The 18016-nt window shown below is 75.5% G+C and carries 20 protein-coding genes; 5 read left to right on the top strand and 15 right to left on the bottom strand.

Annotated elements, in window-relative coordinates:
• Positions 1-30 precede the first annotated feature (30 nt).
• The gene (locus GQ466_RS24385) at positions 31-918 is read right to left on the bottom strand and encodes an ABC transporter permease (protein WP_237418323.1); all 888 of its coding nucleotides are present in this window, start codon (positions 916-918) and stop codon (positions 31-33) included.
• Positions 915-1895: an ATP-binding cassette domain-containing protein gene (locus tag GQ466_RS24380; RefSeq protein WP_161105357.1), complete on the bottom strand. Its 981-nt coding sequence runs from the start codon at positions 1893-1895 to the stop codon at positions 915-917. Before GQ466_RS24380 ends, GQ466_RS24385 begins: the two co-directional genes overlap by 4 nt.
• 99 nt (positions 1896-1994) lie before the next feature.
• Here GQ466_RS24380 and GQ466_RS24375 point away from each other — a divergent pair, with 99 nt between their 5' ends.
• Complete coding sequence (locus tag GQ466_RS24375; RefSeq protein ID WP_161105356.1) at positions 1995-2498, top strand: MarR family winged helix-turn-helix transcriptional regulator; 504 nt, start codon at positions 1995-1997, stop codon at positions 2496-2498.
• Positions 2499-2515: 17 nt separating this feature from the next.
• Here the strand turns inward: GQ466_RS24375 and GQ466_RS24370 are convergent, their stop codons facing one another.
• From GQ466_RS24370 to nirB, 4 genes are read right to left on the bottom strand one after another with little or no spacing between them, the layout of a single operon-like run.
• Positions 2516-3247 carry a CbiX/SirB N-terminal domain-containing protein gene (locus GQ466_RS24370; protein WP_161105355.1) on the bottom strand — a complete coding sequence of 244 codons (732 nt, stop codon included), beginning with the start codon at positions 3245-3247 and terminating at the stop codon, positions 2516-2518.
• Complete coding sequence (locus tag GQ466_RS24365) at positions 3240-4433, bottom strand: uroporphyrinogen-III synthase (RefSeq protein ID WP_161105354.1); 1194 nt, start codon at positions 4431-4433, stop codon at positions 3240-3242. The genes GQ466_RS24370 and GQ466_RS24365 overlap by 8 nt, the downstream gene beginning before the upstream one ends.
• Positions 4417-4809, bottom strand: a complete 393-nt coding sequence (nirD, locus tag GQ466_RS24360) for a nitrite reductase small subunit NirD (RefSeq protein WP_161105353.1) — start codon at positions 4807-4809, stop codon at positions 4417-4419. Before nirD ends, GQ466_RS24365 begins: the two co-directional genes overlap by 17 nt.
• A complete protein-coding gene (gene nirB / locus GQ466_RS24355; RefSeq protein WP_161105352.1) occupies positions 4806-7346 on the bottom strand; it encodes a nitrite reductase large subunit NirB in 2541 nt (846 codons plus the stop codon). The genes nirD and nirB overlap by 4 nt, the downstream gene beginning before the upstream one ends.
• 381 nt (positions 7347-7727) lie before the next feature.
• Between nirB and GQ466_RS24350 the strand changes: the two genes are divergently transcribed.
• Entirely contained in the window at positions 7728-8210 is a 483-nt protein-coding gene (locus tag GQ466_RS24350) for an NUDIX domain-containing protein (RefSeq protein ID WP_161105351.1), read from the top strand.
• A 24-nt stretch (positions 8211-8234) separates the two neighbouring features.
• Here the strand turns inward: GQ466_RS24350 and GQ466_RS24345 are convergent, their stop codons facing one another.
• The 4 genes from GQ466_RS24345 to GQ466_RS24330 all read right to left on the bottom strand — a co-directional run bounded on the left by GQ466_RS24345 (position 8235) and on the right by GQ466_RS24330 (position 11405).
• Entirely contained in the window at positions 8235-8483 is a 249-nt protein-coding gene (locus GQ466_RS24345; protein ID WP_161105350.1) for a hypothetical protein, read from the bottom strand.
• Between the two features lie 161 nt (positions 8484-8644).
• Complete coding sequence (locus tag GQ466_RS24340; RefSeq protein ID WP_161105349.1) at positions 8645-10033, bottom strand: MFS transporter; 1389 nt, start codon at positions 10031-10033, stop codon at positions 8645-8647.
• Positions 10034-10114: 81 nt separating this feature from the next.
• On the bottom strand, positions 10115-10801 hold the full coding sequence (locus GQ466_RS24335; RefSeq protein ID WP_161105348.1) for a maleylpyruvate isomerase N-terminal domain-containing protein: 687 nt from the start codon (positions 10799-10801) through the stop codon (positions 10115-10117).
• A gap of 187 nt (positions 10802-10988) precedes the next feature.
• A complete protein-coding gene (locus GQ466_RS24330; protein ID WP_161105347.1) occupies positions 10989-11405 on the bottom strand; it encodes a plectin in 417 nt (138 codons plus the stop codon).
• Between the two features lie 141 nt (positions 11406-11546).
• Between GQ466_RS24330 and GQ466_RS24325 the strand changes: the two genes are divergently transcribed.
• Positions 11547-12116 carry a TetR/AcrR family transcriptional regulator gene (locus tag GQ466_RS24325; protein ID WP_161105346.1) on the top strand — a complete coding sequence of 190 codons (570 nt, stop codon included), beginning with the start codon at positions 11547-11549 and terminating at the stop codon, positions 12114-12116.
• Positions 12117-12282: 166 nt separating this feature from the next.
• Here the strand turns inward: GQ466_RS24325 and GQ466_RS32965 are convergent, their stop codons facing one another.
• From GQ466_RS32965 to GQ466_RS24310, 3 genes are read right to left on the bottom strand one after another with little or no spacing between them, the layout of a single operon-like run.
• Positions 12283-12897 carry a LutC/YkgG family protein gene (locus GQ466_RS32965; protein ID WP_337193610.1) on the bottom strand — a complete coding sequence of 205 codons (615 nt, stop codon included), beginning with the start codon at positions 12895-12897 and terminating at the stop codon, positions 12283-12285.
• Complete coding sequence (locus tag GQ466_RS24315; protein WP_161105345.1) at positions 12894-14147, bottom strand: LUD domain-containing protein; 1254 nt, start codon at positions 14145-14147, stop codon at positions 12894-12896. The genes GQ466_RS32965 and GQ466_RS24315 overlap by 4 nt, the downstream gene beginning before the upstream one ends.
• Positions 14144-14860, bottom strand: coding sequence for a (Fe-S)-binding protein (locus GQ466_RS24310; RefSeq protein WP_161105344.1), 717 nt, complete (start codon positions 14858-14860; stop codon positions 14144-14146). The genes GQ466_RS24315 and GQ466_RS24310 overlap by 4 nt, the downstream gene beginning before the upstream one ends.
• A 423-nt stretch (positions 14861-15283) precedes the next feature.
• On the opposite strand from GQ466_RS24310, the gene GQ466_RS24305 reads away from it, so the two are divergent.
• On the top strand, positions 15284-15487 hold the full coding sequence (locus tag GQ466_RS24305) for a DUF5999 family protein (RefSeq protein WP_161105343.1): 204 nt from the start codon (positions 15284-15286) through the stop codon (positions 15485-15487).
• A 65-nt stretch (positions 15488-15552) separates the two neighbouring features.
• Here GQ466_RS24305 and GQ466_RS24300 read toward each other — a convergent pair whose 3' ends face one another.
• A complete protein-coding gene (locus GQ466_RS24300; RefSeq protein ID WP_161105342.1) occupies positions 15553-16161 on the bottom strand; it encodes an alpha/beta hydrolase family protein in 609 nt (202 codons plus the stop codon).
• 56 nt (positions 16162-16217) lie between these two features.
• Between GQ466_RS24300 and GQ466_RS24295 the strand changes: the two genes are divergently transcribed.
• Positions 16218-16643 (top strand): PPOX class F420-dependent oxidoreductase, encoded by a 426-nt coding sequence (locus tag GQ466_RS24295; RefSeq protein ID WP_161105341.1) that lies wholly within the window; start codon positions 16218-16220, stop codon positions 16641-16643.
• A 184-nt stretch (positions 16644-16827) separates the two neighbouring features.
• On the opposite strand, the gene GQ466_RS24290 is transcribed toward GQ466_RS24295, so the two are convergent.
• Positions 16828-17949, bottom strand: coding sequence for a tetratricopeptide repeat protein (locus GQ466_RS24290; RefSeq protein ID WP_161105340.1), 1122 nt, complete (start codon positions 17947-17949; stop codon positions 16828-16830).
• Positions 17950-18016: the final 67 nt, after the last annotated feature.

The raw sequence follows: 18016 nt of genomic DNA, 5'->3' as shown, positions 1-18016 counted from the left end.
CAAGCCGCCCGGCGGCTGACGCCCCGCGCGTCAGTCGCCGTGGCGGAACTCCACGATCGCGACGCCCATCATCGCCAGGCCCATCGCGGCGACGATGACGATCTCCAGCCAGATCGGGACGTGCCACCCGTTCCACGTCACGCCGGGGTTGAAGCGGGCGCGCAGCGCGGCGTCGGCGTGCAGGTACCGGAACACGATGTGCCGCATCGGGTCGACGGCGTAGGTGAGCGGGTTGAACCGCGTCAGGACGGCCAGCCACCCCGGCAGCCCGTTCAGCGGGTACAGAGCGCCCGACAAGAACATCATCGGCATCAACGCCATCTGGTTCAGAGCGAAGAACGCCTGCATGTTGGTGATGCGGGCGGCCAGCATGACGCCGAACCCGGTGAGCGCGAACGCGCACAGGAACATCATCCCGAGCAGTTCCAGCAGCAGCATCGGGTGGTACGGGACGTGCGCGAGCCCGGCCAGCGCGAGGATCACCACGCCCTGCAGCGTCGCGACCAGCGCCCCGCCGACGCACTTGCCGATCACGATCGACGCCCGGCTGATCGGCGCGACGAGCATCTCGCGCAGGAACCCGAACTCGCGGTCCCACACAATGGACGCGGCCGAGAACATCGCCGTGAACATCACCGACATCGCGCAGACGCCGGGGAAGATGAACGTCCGCAGGTCCACGGTGCCGCCGGCGGCGGTCGTCCCGCCGCGCACCAGGTTGGACAGGCCGGTGCCCATGACCAGCAGCCACAGCACCGGCTGGACGAGGCCCGACACCATCCGCATCCGGTCCCGCCAGAAGCGGATCAGCTCCCGGTGCAGGACGATCTTGATCGCGCGCAGGTCGTGCCGCGCGCTCCGCTCGGGCACCCGGACGCGCACGACGTCCGAGGCGGCCTCGGTTCCCATGCCGGTCATCTCCCCCGCATCCTCATCCGCAGCGCCTCGTTGGCGCCGCCCCGCTCGGCGTCGCGGATCGACGTCCCGGTGAACTTCATGAACACGTCGTCCAGCGACGGCCGCGCCACGCTCACCGCGCTGATCGGCACGCCCAGCTCCGCGAACAGGCGCGGCACGAACTCCCCGCCGGACGCGACGCTGAACGTCACCTGCCCGTCGGCGACCACGGCGTCCAGCCCGAACCGCTCCTTCAGCGCCGCGACGGCCGCGTCGTCGTCGGACGTGCGGATCCGGACGCGGTCCTCGCCGACGCCCGCCTTCAGCGCCTCGGGCGTGTCGAGCGCCACGATCCGCCCCGAGTCCATGATCGCGATGCGGTCGCAGTACTCGGCCTCGTCCATGTAGTGGGTGGTCATGAAGATCGTGATGTCCTCGACCTCCCGCAGCCGCCGGATGTAGTCCCAGATGGACGCGCGGGTCTGCGGGTCCAGGCCGACGGTCGGCTCGTCCAGGAACAGCACGCGCGGCGCGTGCAGCAGCCCGCGCGCGATCTCCAGCCGGCGCCGCATCCCGCCGGAGAACGTCCGGACGAGGTCGGCGCGGCGGTCCCACAGCGCGACCATCTCCAGCACCTGCCGGATCCGGTCGGCCGTGCGGGCGCGCGGGACGCCGTACAGCTCGGCGTGGAAGCGCAGGTTCTGCTCGGCGCTGAGGTAGCCGTCGACGGTCGGGTCCTGGAAGACCAGGCCGATGTTGCGGCGGACGGCGTCGCGTCCGGTCACCACGTCGTGCCCCGCCACGCGCGCCACCCCGCCGGACGGGCGCAGCAGCGTGCAGAGCATGTTGATCGTCGTGGATTTCCCCGCGCCGTTCGGGCCGAGGAAGCCGAAGACCTCCCCCTGCCCGACCCGCAGGTCGATGCCCGCCACGGCCGTCACGTCGCCGAACGTCTTCACCAGTCCGTCGACCTCGACGGCGGGTTCCCCGTCCCGCATCCGGCCTCCTCGCGGTCGCTCCCTTGGCCGCGCCTACCGTAGGCTTGTCCCATCTCTCCGGTCAAGAGAGAAATGTCGCCCGACCCCGAGGACGATCCGATGGACAAGCGCGAAGCCCCGCCCGACACCTTCCTGACGATGCCGACGTATCTGACCGTGGAGCTGGTCCGGCTGATCCGCCGCGAGGCGGGCGGGTGGAAGGCGCGGCCGGGACGGGGCCCGGGCGGGGTCGTCCGGTGGCCGCACGTGATCGTCCTGGCGTGCCTGGCCGACGAGGGCGCGCTCGCGCAGCGGGAGATCAGCGACCGGATGCGCATCGACCCGGCCGACCTCGTGGGGATTCTGGACGATCTGGAGGGCGCGGACTTCGCCGTCCGGCGCCGCGACCCGGCCGACCGCCGCCGCTACGCCGTCGAGATCACGGGCGAGGGGCGCCGCTTCCTGCGCGCCGACCTGGAGCGGCTGCGCGAGCGCGACGCGCGCCTGTTCGCGGCGCTGACGCCCGACGAGACCGAGCAGTTCCGGACGCTCGTCCGCAAGGTCCTCGCCCACCACGACCCCCGGTTCGCCGACGCGGGCGGCGGCGGAAGCGCGGTCCCCTGACCGGGGGCCGGACGAGGTCAGAGGACCGGCACCGCCGAGCCCGCGCTCAGGCGGGCCTGGTCGTAGCGCCGCAGCAGCAGCCGCGCGACGGCGTCGTGCGCGCCGAGCGGCGCGGTGACCGCGTCCGCGCCGGACGCGGTCATGCGGCCGTGGAAAAACCCGGGCGCGAGCACGTAGGACGCCGCGACGACGCGTTCGGCCCCGCCCGCGCGCAGGTCCGCGACGACGTCGGCGAGCGGGGGGCCGCCCGCCGCGACGAACCCGGTCGCCACCGGCCGCCGCAGCCGGCGCGCCAGCAGCCGCGCCGCCGCCTCGACGTCCGCGACGCCGACCGGGTCGGACGAGCCCGCCGCGGCCAGCACGACCGCGTCCCCGCGCCGCGGCTCGCCCGTCGCGCGGAGCCGGGCGGCGAGCGCGTCGGCGAGCAGCCCGTCGGGGCCGAGCGGACGGCCCGGCAGCGCGTCCGGGCGCAGCCGCTCCACCCGGCCCGGGATGTCGATCAGCGCGTGGTAGCCGCGCGCCAGCAGCAGCGGGACCGGCACGACCGGCCGGTCCCCGACCGCGTGCAGGGCGTCCTCCAGCCGGGGCTCGGCGATCTCGGCGTACGCCTCGGCGACCGGCACCCACGGCCGCAGCGCCCGGACCCGGCGCAGCAGCGCCCGCACGGCCGCGACGCCCGCCGCGCTGCGGGTGCCGTGCGCGACCGCCAGCAGGACCGGGGCGCCGCCCTCACGCCCGCTGTCAGGCACCGCCGAACTCCGCTCCGACCGGTTCGGCCAGCCGCGGGTCGCACGCGAGCCGGTAGCCGCGCTTGACGACCGTCTCCACGATCCCCGACCGGCCGAGGCCGCGCCGCAGCCGCGCCACCGCCATCTCGACGGCGTGCTCGTCGGCCTGCGGCCGGGTGTCGCGCGACCACGGCGCGCCGCTCATCACCAGGCGGCTCGGCAGGACGCCGGTCAGCTCGGCGCGGGACACGACGTGCCCGGGACGCCGTGCGAGCGCCCGCAGGATCGCCATCGGCGCGGGCGCGATCGGGCGGAGCTGGCCGTCCAGGACGACCGCGTGCCCGCGCAGCTCCAGCGACGTGCCGCGCACCTGCAGCCGCCGCGACCGGTGCCGGGGCAGCTCCGACACGAGCGCCCGCACGAGCGCGCCGATGCGGGGCCGCTCGGGCTGGACGGTCGGGACGCCGCGCTCGGTCAGCGCCTGCGCGGTGACCGGGCCGACGCACGCGGCGACGACGTTGGTGCGCAGCGTCTCCAGCAGCGCGTCCTCCAGGCCGTCCTCGGCCGCGACGGCAAGCGTCGCCGCGACCGCCGGGGCGCTGGTGAACGTGATCGCGTCCACCGTGCCCGCGACGGCCTGCCCGACGAGCCGCCGCAGCGGCGTGGAGTCGTCGGTGCGCGACCACCGGTACACCGGCAGCTCGATCACCTCGGCGCCCGCCGCGCGCAGCCCGTCGGTGAACTCCGGGAGCTGTTCGCCGTAGAGCTGCACGGCGACGCGGCGGCCCGCGAGATCGCCCTCCAGCAGGTACTTCAGCACCTCGGCGCAGCTCTCCGAGGACGGCGACCAACGCTCGGTCAGCCCGGCGGAGCGGATCGCGCCGCGCGCCTTCGGGCCGCGCGCCAGCACGCTGACCTCGGCGAGCCGGTCCAGCAGCCCGTCGCGCAGGCCCCAGCCGTCGGCGGCCTCCAGCCAGGCGCGGAACCCGATCGCGGTGGTGACGACGAGGTGGTCGAACGGGCGGGCGACGCACTCGCGGGTGGCCTCCAGCAGCTCGACGTCGTCGGCCAGCGGGATCAGCCGGATCGCCGGGGCGTGCACGACGCGCGCCCCCCGGCGTTCCAGCAGCGTGGCCAGCTCCTCGTGGCGGCGCGCCGCGGTCACCCCGACGGCGAACCCGGCGAGCGGTTCATTCTCGGTGCTCATCGCTCAACCCCACCTCCACGCGGTCACCGGTCGCCGAGCGGCGGATCGGGAAGGTCGGCAGGGCGACGTCCGGGTCGTCCAGGCAGCCGCCCGTGCGGAGGTCGAAGACCTGCTTGTACATCGGGGACGCGACGGTCGGCGCGCCCGCGCGGGTGCCGAGGATGCCGCGCGAGATGACGTGGGCGCCGCAGAACGGGTCCAGGTTGGAGACGGCGTACAGGTCGCCGTCGAACGTGCGGAAGACCGCCACCTGCACGCCGTCGATGATGGCGCACACACCGCGCTCGGGGAGCAGGTCGTCGTAGGCGCAGACGTCGATCCACCGGGCGCCGGGCGGCGCCTCCCGGCCGATCGTCGTTTCGGTGGTCATGGTCATCGGGCGGCAACCTCCAGGCGGGGGCCGGTCACCAGGACCGGCTTGATCTGGTCGCGTTCGGACTCGAAGACGATGCTGGGATCGGGCGTCCCGGGGGCGTTGACGAAGGACACGAACCGGCCGAGCTTCTCGGGGTCCTCCAGGGTGTCGCGCCACTCGTCGGAGTAGGCGGCGACGTGCCGCTCCATCGCGGCGTCCAGCTCGGCGCAGATGCCGAGCCGGTCCTCCACGATGACCTCGCGGAGGTAGTCGATGCCGCCGTCCAGGCTCTCCAGCCAGCTCGCGGTGCGCTGGAGGCGGTCGGCGGTGCGGATGTAGAACATGAGGAACCGGTCGATGTACCGGACGAGGTCCTCGTCGGACAGGTCGCTGGCGAACAGGTCCGCGTGCCGGGGCCGCATCCCGCCGTTCCCGGCGAGGTAGAGGTTCCAGCCCTGCTCGGTCGCGATGATCCCGAAGTCCTTGCCCTGCGCCTCGGCGCACTCGCGGGCGCAGCCCGACACGGCCGACTTGAGCTTGTGCGGGGACCGCAGCCCCCGGTAGCGCAGCTCCAGCCGGATCGCCATCGCCACCGAGTCCTGGACGCCGTAGCGGCACCAGGTCGACCCGACGCACGACTTCACCGTCCGCAGCGACTTGCCGTAGGCGTGCCCGGACTCGAACCCGGCGTCCACCAGCCGCCGCCAGATCTCGGGGAGCTGCTCGACGCGGGCGCCGAACAGGTCGATCCGCTGGCCGCCGGTGATCTTGGTGTAGAGCCCGAAGTCGCGGGCGACCTCGCCGATGACGATGAGCCGCTCCGGCGTGATCTCCCCGCCCGGGATGCGCGGCACGACCGAGTACGTGCCGTTCTTCTGGATGTTGGCGAGGAAGTGGTCGTTGGTGTCCTGCAGCGCCGCCTGCTCGCCCTCCAGGATGTGCCCGTTGCCGAGGCTGGCGAGGATGGACGCGACGACCGGCTTGCAGATGTCGCAGCCCCGGCCCCGCCCGTGCTCCTCGATGAGCCGGGTGAACGTCGTGATCCCCCGCACCCTGACGATGTCGAACAGCTCGGCGCGGCTGTGGTCGAAGTGCTCGCACAGCGCCTTGCTGACCTCGATGCCCGCGGCGGTCAGCTCCGCGTCCAGCAGCTTCTTGACCAGCGGGACGCAGCTTCCGCAGGTGGTCCCGGCGCGGGTGCAGGTCTTCACCGCCGCGACGTCGGTCAGGCTCTCGTCGCGGACGGCCGTCCGGATGGTCCCGGCGCAGACGTTGTTGCAGCTGCAGATGACGGTCGCGTCGGGCAGGTCGCCGTCGGCCGCCTCGACGTCCCCGAACAGCGCCTGCTCGGGCGTGCCGGGCAGCGTGCCGCCGATCCGGGCGCGCAGCGTCGGGTAGGCCGACGCGTCGCCGACCAGGACGCCGCCGAGCAGCGTCCGGGCGTCGTCGCTGACGATCAGCCGCTTGTAGACGCCCGCGACCGGGTCGGTGTAGGTGACGCCGAGCGCGCCGTCCCTCGCGTCGGCGAACGGGTCGCCGAAACTCGCGACGTCCACGCCCATCAGCTTGAGCTTGGTGGACAGGTCCGCGCCCTCGAACCGGGCGACGCTGGCGCGGCCAGCCGCGCGGGCCAGCAGCGCGTCGGCGGCGACCTCGGCCATGCTGAAGCACGGCGCGACGAGCCCGTAGACCTGGCCGCCGACCAGGGCGCACTCGCCGATCGCGTAGATCGCCTCGTCCTCGGTGCGGCACGTCTCGTCCACCACGACGCCGCCGCGCTCGCCGACCGGCAGGCCGCAGGCCCGCGCCAGCTCGTCGCGCGGCCGGATGCCGGCGGAGAACACCACGACGGCGGCCTCGATCGCCGAGCCGTCGGCGAGGTCGACCCGGGCGACGCGGCCGTCGCGGCCCGCCAGGCCCTTCATCGGCGTCCCGGCGTGGACGGCCATCCCGAGGCCCTCGATGTGGCGGCGCAGCATGGCGCCGCCGCCCTCGTCGAGCTGGCGCGGCATCAGCCACGGCGCCACCTCGACCACGTGGGTGTCCATCCCGAGGCCCTGCAGCGCCCGCGCCGCCTCCAGCCCGAGCAGGCCGCCGCCGACCACGACGCCGCCCGCCCCGGCGCCCGCCGCCGTGCAGGCGTCGCGGATCGCGTCCAGGTCGTCGATGGTGCGGTAGGCGAAGACGCCCGGCAGGTCGCGGCCCTCGACCGGCGGCACGAACGGCGACGACCCGGTGGCCAGGACCAGCGCGTCGTAGGCGAGCGCGCGGCCCGACGCGGTCCGGACGGTCCGCGCGGCCCGGTCGATCTCCGCGACCGGATCGCCGGTGAGCACCTCCACCCCCGCGTCGTGCGCCGGGTAACCGAGATCGGCGTCCTCGGTCAGATAGGACGTCAACGCCACCCGGTCGTAGGCTGTGCGCGTCTCCTCCCCGACGACCGTGATCCGCAGCGAACCCTCGGAATCCCGCTCCCGCAGCGCCTCCACCAGGCGGTGGCCCGTCGGTCCGTGACCGGCGACCACCACATGCATGAGCGCGTCCCCTCCGTCGTTCATGGGGCGATCCTCAGCAGGGGCCGTTTCGTGATTGCGTCCCCTTTGTCACCGGCGTGTTAAAAGCCGCTCACTTTGAAACCGAATCGTGGTCATAACGCAATCGGATCCATGCGAATTACCGAACTTTTTTCGCGATCCGGAAATCTCGCGCCGCTTGGCGGGAACGCCGGGATCCCTTGCGCTCCGGGCGGTGCCGCCGCCGCGCCGCCCCTCTTGACGATCACGTGTCAAGCGTTGTCCGCCGCCGTCATGGCCCATTCGCCGCCGCCCGCCGCGACCGCCGCACGGATCGGGCGGCGCCCGCGCCCCCGCACGGGCGAACCGGCCACGTCCCGGCGCAACCGGCCTCCGGCCGGGGGCCGCCGCGTCTAGCCTCGTCCCATGCCGGACCTCGCGTACCTCGCCTCGCTGCCCCGGACCCGCGGCGCCGCCGCGGCGCTGCTCCTCGACGACCTCGGCCGGGTGCTGCTCGTCAAACCCACCTACAAGAACGGCTGGTTCCTGCCGGGCGGCGTCATCGAGGAGGGCGAGTCCCCGCTGCGCGCGTGCGTGCGCGAGTGCGAGGAGGAGCTCGGGCTCGTCCCCCGGCTCGGCGGCCTGGTCTGCGTGGACTGGGGGTCGCCGCACGACGGCGTGGACGCCGTCAACGTCTTCGTGTTCGGCGGGACGATCACCGCCGCGGAGATCGGGCGGCTGCGGCTGCCCCCCGACGAGCTGTCGGACCACACGCTCGCCGCGCCGGAGAAGATTCCCGACCTCGCGCCGCCGCACATCGCGCGCCGCATGGTGCCGAGCCTGCGCGCGCTCGGCGAGGGCCGCGCCGTCTACCTGGAGGACGGACGCGAACCGGCCCCGCCCCGCTGAGGGACGAGGCCGGCCGCGGCGGCGTCACACCGGCACGCTGTCGCGGATCGCGCCCGCCCGCTCCGGCTCGGCGACCCGCGCGCAGTGCGCCGAGCAGTACCAGCGCCCGCCCACGTCCATCCCGTGGCCGATGATCCGGCACGAGCAGTGCTCGCAGATCGGCGCCATCGCCGTGATCGCGCACTCGAACGAGTCGAACGTGTGCACGCCGCCCCGCGCGTGCACCTCGAACGCCAGCTCGTAGTCGTTGCCGCAGACCTCGCAGGTCCCCATCAGAGTCGTTTCCTCTCCCCCGTCGCCCCGCGCGGATGATCTACCCGGCCCCGCCCGTCCCCACGCCGCCGAGCTTGATCATCTCCCGTGGCGCGCAAATGGCGGCGGGCGTTCCCGGCCATGTGGGAACGCCCGCCGCCTGTCCGGGAAAGAGTTCGGGGCTACACGCCCGCCTCGGCGAAGACACGGGAGGCGTTCTCGCCCGTCCCGCCGCGCCGCAGGTAGGAGAACCAGGTCAGCGCGAGGCACACCAGGTAGAACGCCGCGAGGATGAGCAGCGCGTTCCCGATGCTGCCGGTCTTCTCGATCGAGATCCGGAACGTCTGCTGGATGAGCACGCCGCCCGCCGCGCCGACCGCCGAGATCAGCCCGATCGCCGCCGCGGCCTGCCGCCGCGCCGCCGCGACCGCCGTCGCCTCGTCCGCGCCCGCCGCCTTCGCCAGGGCGCGCGTCCGGAAGATCGCGGGGATCATCTTGTAGGTCGAGCCGTTGCCGATGCCCGTCGTGACGAAGACGAACAGGAACGCGGTGAGGAAGCCCGCCCAGTCCTTGGCGTGGACGGCGTACGCGACCGCGCCGATGCCGAGGCCCATGAACAGGAAGTTCACCATCGTCACCCGCGCCCCGCCGAACCTGTCGGCGAGCCAGCCCCCGAGCGGACGGGCCAGCGACCCCGCCAGCGCGCCGAGCCAGATGACGTGCGACCCCGTCACGTCGGGGAACTGGTTCTTGATCAGCACGCCGAAGCTGAACGAGTACCCGATGAACGACCCGAATGTCCCGACGTACAGGACGGACATGATGATCGTCTGCCGGTCCCGGGCGCTGCCCGCCATCTCCCGGCCCGTGTAGGACGCGCTGGCCCGCGTCAGGTTGTTCATGAAGAAGTACGCGAGCACGGCCGCCAGGAGCACCAGCGGCATCCACACCCAGCCGACCGCGACGAGCCCGGCCGCGACGATCAGCGGCGGCATGGCGAGCTGCGTGACGCTCGTGCCGAGGTTGCCGCCCGCCGCGTTCAGCCCGAGCGGCAGGCCCTGGCGCTTCACCGGGTAGAAGTGCGTGATGTTCGCCATCGACGAGGCGAAGTTGCCGCCGCCGAGGCCCGTCGTCGCCGCGATCAGCAGCAGCGCCCAGAACGGGATGGACGGGTGCTCGATCGCGTACACGAACAGCCCGCACGGGATCAGCAGCAGCAGCGCGCTGATGATCGTGAAGTTGCGTCCGCCGAACTTCGCCGGCGCGAAGGTGTACGGGATCCGCAGCGCCGCGCCCACCAGGTTCGGCACCGTGGTCAGCCACAGCGTCTGCCCGACCGACAGGGTGATGCCGACCTTCGGCAGGTTCAGCACCGCGATGCTCCACAGCAACCACACCGAGAAGCCGAGGTGCTCGGTCAGGATGGAGAAGACCAGGTTGCGGACCGCGACGCGGCGGCCCGTCGCGGCCCAGAACCGCTCGTCGTCCGGCTCCCAGTCGTCGATCCAGTAGCGGCCCCTGCGAGCCTCCGCGCCGGCCTTCCCGGTCGTCGCGTCCGTCACCGCCGTCATGTTCTCGCCTTCCGTTCGTCCGTCCCGGCAGAAGCTAGGGACGGCCCGTTACGGACGGCGGCGCGAACTGTGCCCGGGCTGCTACATCCTGCGCACTTCGGCGGCGGGCGGCGGTGAGGACCGGACGGAACCGGCGCTTCCGGCGCCGCCGGGCCAGCGGTCCGGCACCCGGCCCGACGACCGCAGCACGGCGTCCCAGGCCTCGCCGGGCGCCAGCGGAAGATGCGGAACCCCCCAGTGCCACGCCGCCGCGAGCAGGTCCGGATCGCCCGGCCGGTGGTCGGCGCCCGCGGCGCGCGCGAGGTCCCACGCGTGCAGGTGCCACTCGACGCAGGCCGCGCCGACATGGTCCCCCACGGTGTACTTCGTCCCACGATAAACCAGATGCGGACGATCCCACTGGTCCGGCACCAGATCCGCGTACGCCCCGGCCGACACCGTGAACGCCGCGATCCGCTCCGGCCCGGACTCGGCGGGCAGCACCGCCAGCTCCGCCGCGTTCTGCCGCGCCTGCCGCCGGATCAGGACGGCGCTCGGCGTCTCCCCCGCGAACAGCTTCGCGAGCCTGCTGTCCGGCGCGTCCTGCAAGTACTCCAGGTAGTTCTCGGCGACGCACCGCAGATGGCCGGCGAGATCGACCGCCCGCCACTCCGCGCACGGCGTCGGCGCGCGCCAGTCGGCGATCCGGGCGGCCTGCGCGCGGACCGCGCCGACCCCGTCCCGGTACGACGCGAGGACGCGGTCGCGGTCCGGCGGCGTGCGCTCCACGTGTCCCCCCGAGCACTGCGTCGGACGCCGCGTGGACGCGCCCGAGCACCTGCGCCGCGGCGCCCGTCCGGGCGTCCGGCGTTCCCGCGACCGCAGAATCCCAGAGTTCGGCGGCCGGTGCCACTCGTCCGCGCCGTGTCCGCCCGATGTCCGCCCGACGACTCGCCGGACGGTCCGCCGGGCGCGGTCAGCGGGCGACGGCCGGGACCGTCCGGTAGCCCAGGCGCAGCGCCTCGCGGGCGGTGCGCAGCCGGTCGGCCTCCTCGGTCCACGGCTTGACCGCCGGACGCGCCTTGGCCTTGCGCCGCTGGATCTGCGCGGCGCGGCGGACGGACGCGTCCTGCCCGGGCACGCTGTAGGCGCGCGGCCCCATCGCGGCGCGCTCGGCGGCCTCGGCGGCGGCGAGCGCGGCCGTCAGGGCCTGGTCGAACGCGATCGTGAGCGCCCGGATCTCGGGCTCGGGAGCGTCGGCGGCCTGCGCGGCGCGCAGCGCCGTCTCGGCCTCCCCCGCCGCGGCCAGCAGCGCCCGGTACCCGGCCGCCGCCCGCCGGTCGGCCTCGTACGGCGCGGCGACGTCCTTGCTCACCCGGCGGCCCAGCGGCATGGCGGTGCTCCCTCTCAGGTCGATCTTCGCTTCGGGCCAGCGTACGCGCGGACACGCCCGGCCGGATACCGAAGCCGCGCCCTTTACGCAGTAAGGTTGCGCCCGGAGACGATTTTCCCGGCCAGGAAAGGCAGGCGCCGCATGGTCCGGCAGCCCAGCGTCAACGCCCAGCACCGTCCGCCGCTGTCCATCGACCGGATCATCGACGCCGCGCTGCGGATCGTGGACGGCCAGGGCCTCGCCCGCCTCACCATGCGCCGCCTCGGCGACGCGCTGGAGGTCGAGGCGATGGCGATCTACCACCATCTGCCGCGCGGGAAGGAACAGCTCCTGGACGCGCTCGTCACGCACGTCGCGGCGGCCCCCGCCCCGGCGCCCGCCGTCGCCGCGTCCTGGCGGGACGCGCTGCGCCGCTGGGCCGCCGGCTACCGCGAACGCCTCCTGGAGCACGCCGGGGTCCTGCCGCTCGTCGTGACGCGCCGCAACCCGGCCGCGCTGACCGAGACGGCCGCGTCCCTGCGCGAGATCCTGCGGCGCGGCGGCGTCCCCGAGCAGGAGGCCCTGGTCGCGGCGCACACGCTGCTCGGCTACGTGATCGGGCACGCGGCCCTGGAGGCGCGCGGCACCCCCCGCGCCGGCGAGGGCGAACCCGACCCGGCCTGGCGCCACCGCTTCGACGCGGGCCTCGACCTCGTCCTCCGCGCCGTCTGACCCCGGCCCCGCACGCGCCCCGGCCACAAGGCCGCGCCGCCCCGACGCAAGGCCCCGACGCGAGGCACGGGCGCGAGGCGCGGGCGCGAGGCACGGGCGCGAGGCGCGGGCGCCCGACGCGGCGCACATGCGGGTTCCCGCAGCGACACGGCGCGCGGGGGCGGGGTCAGTCTTCGACGACCAGGACTTCCAGGGCGGACGGGCCGTGCGGGGACGGGGCGCGGGACGGGCCGGGCGCGACGGCCGGGCCGGTCAGCCAGGTCTGCGGGCGGGACGGGAGCAGGCGCGCGACCGCCTCGGGCACCGTCCCGGCGATCTGGTCGGCGTGGACGACGCACAGGTGCAGGCCGGGCCGCAGGGTGAGCGCGCGGCGGCCCTGGCCGCGTCCGCCGTCGAGGACGATCGTTCCGGTCTCGGCGACCGCCGCCGCGCAGCCGGTGACGACGGTGTCGGCGGCGTCCGGGGCGGTGCCGGGGGCGTCGGGGGCGATCTCGACGCCGTCCAGCTCGGCGAGCCACCCGGACGGCAAGCCGGGCGGAACGATGATCCGTTTCACGTCGCGGGACCAGAGGGCGGCGGCGAGCGCGGTCGCCAACTCGTCCGCGCCGACGTGCCGCACCGGGGTTCCGTGCCCGGCGACGCGTTCCAGGAACAGCGCGAGCACGTCCGCGCGGCCGGCGCCGAGGTGGCGGCGGTAGTCGCGCGGCACCGCCACCGGGGTCCCGCGCGCCGGGCCGAGCGCGTCCCGGATCCGGCCGAGCACGCGGTCGCGGGACGTCACGGCCGCTCCCCCCGGTCGCGCCACCACACCCGGAAGCTGCGCGCGGGCGGGACGGGCAGGTCGCGGGCGTCGGTCCACACGCCGAGGCGCCCGGGCAGCCGCCGGATCCGGCCGCCGCGCGCCAGCAGCCGCGCCCAGCGCGTCCCGCCGCGCAGCGCCGCCTCGTACCGGTGCGGGTCGGTCAGCGTCCAGGCCGCCGCGCGCATCATCGCCAGCTCGGGGGTGGGCACCGGACGGCCGCGCCGCGCGTCCACGACCTTGCCGCGCAGCCGCACCAGGACCTCGGGGATGTCGATCTCGACCGGGCACACGTCCGCGCACGCCCCGCACAGCGTGGAGGCGAACGGCAGCGACGCGTTCGCCGCCGAGGCGACCCCGCGCAGCTGCGGGGTGCGGATGGCGCCGATCGGCCCCGCGTGCGGCGCGCCGTACGGCTCGGGGCCCGTCCGCTCGTACACCGGGCAGACGTGCAGGCAGGCGTCGCAGCCCACACAGCGCAGCGCGGCGCGGCCGACCTCGTCGGCGAGGGCGCGCGTGCGGCCGTTGTCGACCAGGACGAGGTGGAACGCGGCCGGCCCGTCCCCCGCGACGACGCCCGTCCACGCCGACACCACCGGCGCCAGCCGCTCCCCCGCCGACCGCGACACCGACTGCAGCAGGACCTCCAGGTCAGCCCGGTCGGGGACGACCTGCTCCAGCCCGGCCACCGTGATCAGCGCGTCCGGGACGGTCAGACACCGCCGCACGTCGCCCGCCCGCTCCAGCGCGACCATCGTCCCTGTCTCGGCGACCATGAGGTCGACGCCGGTGACGGCGACGCGCGCCCCGGCCGGGAACTCCGCGTCCGCGCCGGTGCGGTGGACGGCGATCCCGGCGGCGGTCAGCGCGCCGTCGAGCCCGATCTCCTCCAGGACCGACGCGGCCGGGGCGGCGACCTCGCCCGCGCCCGCCGCCGCGGCGAGCCGGACGACGGTCCGCGCGGCCTGCGCCGCGTTCTCCGCCCAGTGGACGGTCCCGCCCGCGTCGACGACGGCGCGTTCCAGCCGTTCCAGGCAGGCGTCGAGGTTGAGGAGCGTCCGGTCCTTCACGGCGCGGCCCGCCGCCCGCAGCGCGGGCCAGTCCGGCAGTTCCGCGACGGCGGCGGCGCGCCGGGCCCGGGCGTCGGCGGCCGTGTCGGCGAGCGCGCGGCGCAGCGCGGTGTCGGCGAGCGCCGGACGCGCCGCCGCGGCGAACTTCGGCCGGGGCGTCACGCGCCGTCCCCGGCGAGGATCTCGGCGAGGTGCAGGACGCGCACGCCCGACCGCTGCCGCGACAGCGCCCCGCCGATGTGCGCGAGGCAGGAGTTGTCGACGGCGCAGACGACGTCGGGCGCGGCGGACCGGATGTGGCGGACCTTGTCGGCGACGAGCGCGACCGACACGTCGGCGTTCTTCAGCGCGAACGTCCCGCCGAACCCGCAGCACTCGTCGGCCGCCGGGATCTCGGCCAGCTCCAGCCCCCGGACCGCGCGCAGCAGCCGCAGCGGCCGGTCCCCCGCGCCGAGCGCCCGCGCGGAGTGGCAGGTCGGGTGGTAGGCGACGCGGTGCGGGAAGGACGCGCCGACGTCGGTGACGCCGAGGACGTCCACCAGGAACTCGGTCAGCTCGTGGACGGGCGGCGCGGGCGGAACGTCCCGCTCGCCCGCCGCGCGCAGGATCCGCGCGTGGTCGCGCCGGACGGTCGCCGCGCACGACGCCGACGGCGTCACGATCGCGTCGTGGCCCGCGAACGCCGCCGCGAACCCGCGCGCCAGCCCGGCGGCCTCGGCGTGGTAGCCGGTCGTCCAGTGCATCTGCCCGCAGCACGTCTGCGCGGACGGGAAGGCGACCTCGTGGCCCAGGCGCTCCAGCAGCCGCACGACGGCCCGGCCGGTGCCGGGGAACAGCGCGTCGTTGAAACACGCGACGAACAGCGCCACGCGCATCGCGCCCTCACCTTCGTCCCGGCCGTGCGGCGCCCACGCCGACGGTCCACGCCCCGCCATCGTAGGGGTCCCGTCCGCGCCGGTCCGACCGAAACGGGCGTTCGACCGTGGCCGGAGCGGGCCGCCGAACGGATACGTTCTGCTGACCCCCGCGCCTCTTTTCCCCCTGTTCGGCGTGTCGGACCGTGCGGTCGTGCTAATCGAGAGCGACGCTGTGACCAGCGCGTCCGTGCCGCGCCGCGCTCCGCCGGGCCGCCGCCCGTCTCGCGGACGCGCGCGGCGGGCGGCCGAGCGGGCGCCCGCGCGCGGGGCCACCGGACAACCGTCCCATCGGGCTATGGCCGGTGGCCCGTGAACCGTTCCACACTGGGACGCGTCCCAATGACCGACATCACATTCAGACCGAGATCCGGAGGCACGCCGATGTGCCCGCACCAACCGCCCTGCCCCGAGTCCACCGCGTCCGACCGCGACGCCGCGCGCACCGTGGCGCGCCACCCCGAGCAGGGGTGGAGCCTGCTCTGCAACGGCGTCGTGATCTTCGACGACACCGGTGAGCTGCTGCCCGACGGCGGCGTCGTCGCCCCGCGTCGGCCGACCGGCACCGGAGCCGTCCCCGCGGCCTGATCTCCGTCCGGGCGCCGGGCCGTGCCCGCACCGGCCCCCGCCCGACCACCGCCCGATCCGCGTGACTAGCCCGAAAGGGCCGGTGCGGCCCACCGGCGCAGCCACGGCAGCACGGCCGCTCCGACCGTCGCCGGGTCCCGCGCCAGGTCGTGCCGTTCCCCCGGCAGGACGACGACCGCCGCGGCGTCCGCCGCGTCCGGGACCCCGAACGGGTCGCGGTCGCCGTTCACCACCAGCACCTCCACCCCCGCCGCCCGCAGCTCTCCGACCCGCGACCGCTCCGGGCGCCCCGGCGGACGCAGCGGGAACGCCAGCGCGACCACCCCCGCGGCGCCGGCGGCACGGGCCGTCCGGCACGCGACGCGCGCGCCGTTGCTGCGTCCGCCCTGCACCAGCGGCACCGGCGGGTACAGCGCGCGGACGGCCGCGACGGCCTCCAGCCACGCCGCGTCCTGCTGCTCCGCGGGCCCGGGCGCGCGGCGTCCCGCCCGGCGGAAAGGCTGCAGGACGCGCGCGACCGCGCCCCCGGCCCCGAGCGCGGCGTCCCGGACGGCCAGCAGGTCCGGCGCGTCCACGCCCCCGTTCGAGCCGTGCGTGAGCACGAGCAGGAAGGCCGGATCGGCGGGACCGTCCAGCGTCGCCTCGGCCGTCCCCCGCCCCGTCTCGATCTCCATGCCCGTCACCGTAGCGGCCCGCATCAAAGTTGATCACCGTGGGCACACTCCCGGACATGGAGAACATGAGCGAGCCGGAGTGGCGCGCATTCGTGTCCGAGGGCACCCGCACCGCGAAGGTCGCCGTCACCCGCAAGGACGGGGCGCCGCACGTCACGCCCGTGTGGTTCGTCCTGGACGGCGACGACCTCGTCTTCAACACCGGCGCCGAGACGGTCAAGGGCCGCGCCCTCGCCCGGGACCCGCGGGTCGCGCTGTGCGTCGAGGACGACACCCCGCCCTACTCGTTCGTGACGATCCACGGCGAGGCGGAGCTGTCGGACGACGTGGACGCGATGCTGCCGCTCTCGATCCGCATCGGCGCCCGCTACATGGGCGAGGAGCGCGGCGAGCAGTTCGGCCGCCGCAACGCCGTCCCGGGCGAGCTGCTGGTCCGCGTCCGCGTCCGCGACGTCGTGGCCCAGCGCGACCTGGCCGACTGACGCCCGGCCCGCCAGGCGGACGGCCCCGGTCGAGGGCGGCGAAGGAGAGCACGAACGCCTTGGTCGCCCCGTAGACGGCCATGTGCGCGACCGGCTGGAAGGCCGCCGTGCCGGGCGCGCAGATCGTCGGCCGAACGGCGAGGTCCGCGGCTGCGTCGGTCGCGCGCAGGGGGCGCGGCGGGGGTCAGGCGGGGTCGGGGGTGGCCGGGTCGGTGGCGGACGGTGCGCCGAGGGCCAGGCGCAGCCGTTCGGCGAAGCTCTCGTGCAGCAGAGGTCCCCACGCGTAGGCGCCGGGGACCTGCACGGCCTCGGCGAGGGCGCGGCGGTCGGCCGGGGCGTCGGCGTCCTCGGTCTGGCGGACGGCGAGCAGCGCGTACATGTGGTCCAGCGCCCCGAAGGCCTCGCCCGCGACGGCGGGCAGGGTCCCGTCGGCGGCGGCGCTCTCCAGCACCGGCTCCCACCAGAGGTCGGCGGGGTCGCCGGGGTCCTCCTCGTCGGCGGCGAAGTCGCGGCGCAGCCGGGCGCGGACCTGGCCCGCCACCGCCGGGTCGGCGAGTCCGCGCCGCCACGCCTCGCGCGCCTCCTCGCCCCGGCCGCGCAGCGGCAGCGTCCGGGCGAGGAGTTCGGTCGCCAGCGGCGCCACCTCGGGGTCGGCGGGGCCGTCGGCGAGCGCGGCGCCGAACGCGCCGATCGCCTGGTCCAGGCAGGCGATGCCGAGCGCGACGGCGAGCCTGGCGTGCGCGTACGGGGCGCCGCCGGGCTCGATGAGCTTCAGGCCGGCGGTGAGGACGCGCTGGGCGCGGGCCGGTTCGCCGCGTTCCAGCAGCCGCTGCGCGAGGTCGTGCGCGGCGAGCGTCCCGTACTCGGGGTCGCCGGTGGCGATGGCCTGCTCCCAGTGCTCGCGGGCGGCGGCGAAGTCCCCGGCGTCGTCCGCGATGCGCGCCAAGGCGAGGCGGGCGGGCGGGAGGTAGGCCGGGTTGTCGAACTCCACGACCGTCCGCCAGGCGGGCGCGGCCTGGTCGCGCTCGCCCGCGCGCTCGTGCGTGAGGGCGAGGTGGTAGGCGGCGCGCGGCCCGTACTCGGGATCGCCGGTGGCGATGGCGGCGCGGTCGGCGGCGCGCGCCCCCGCGACGTCCCCGGCGTCGTCCAGGACGACCGCGAGCCCGAGCGCGGCGCGCGCCCGGTACGGGCCGTCGCCGAGGTCGAGCACCCGCTCGAACAGCCGGGCGGCGCCGTCCGCGTCGCCGTTCTCGGCGAGCGCGCGGGCGCGCTCGCACAACTGCGCCGGATCCGGCGTGTCGCTCATCGGTCTACTGCCCTCTGGGGGTCGGGGTCGGCGCCCAAAAGCCTAGCGTTCACGGACGCCCGGACCC

This window comes from Actinomadura rayongensis, from assembly GCF_009831215.1.
Lineage (GTDB): Bacteria > Actinomycetota > Actinomycetes > Streptosporangiales > Streptosporangiaceae > Spirillospora > Spirillospora rayongensis.
Note: the sequence above shows the minus strand (reverse complement) of the source record. Positions and strands in the feature narration are given on the sequence as shown.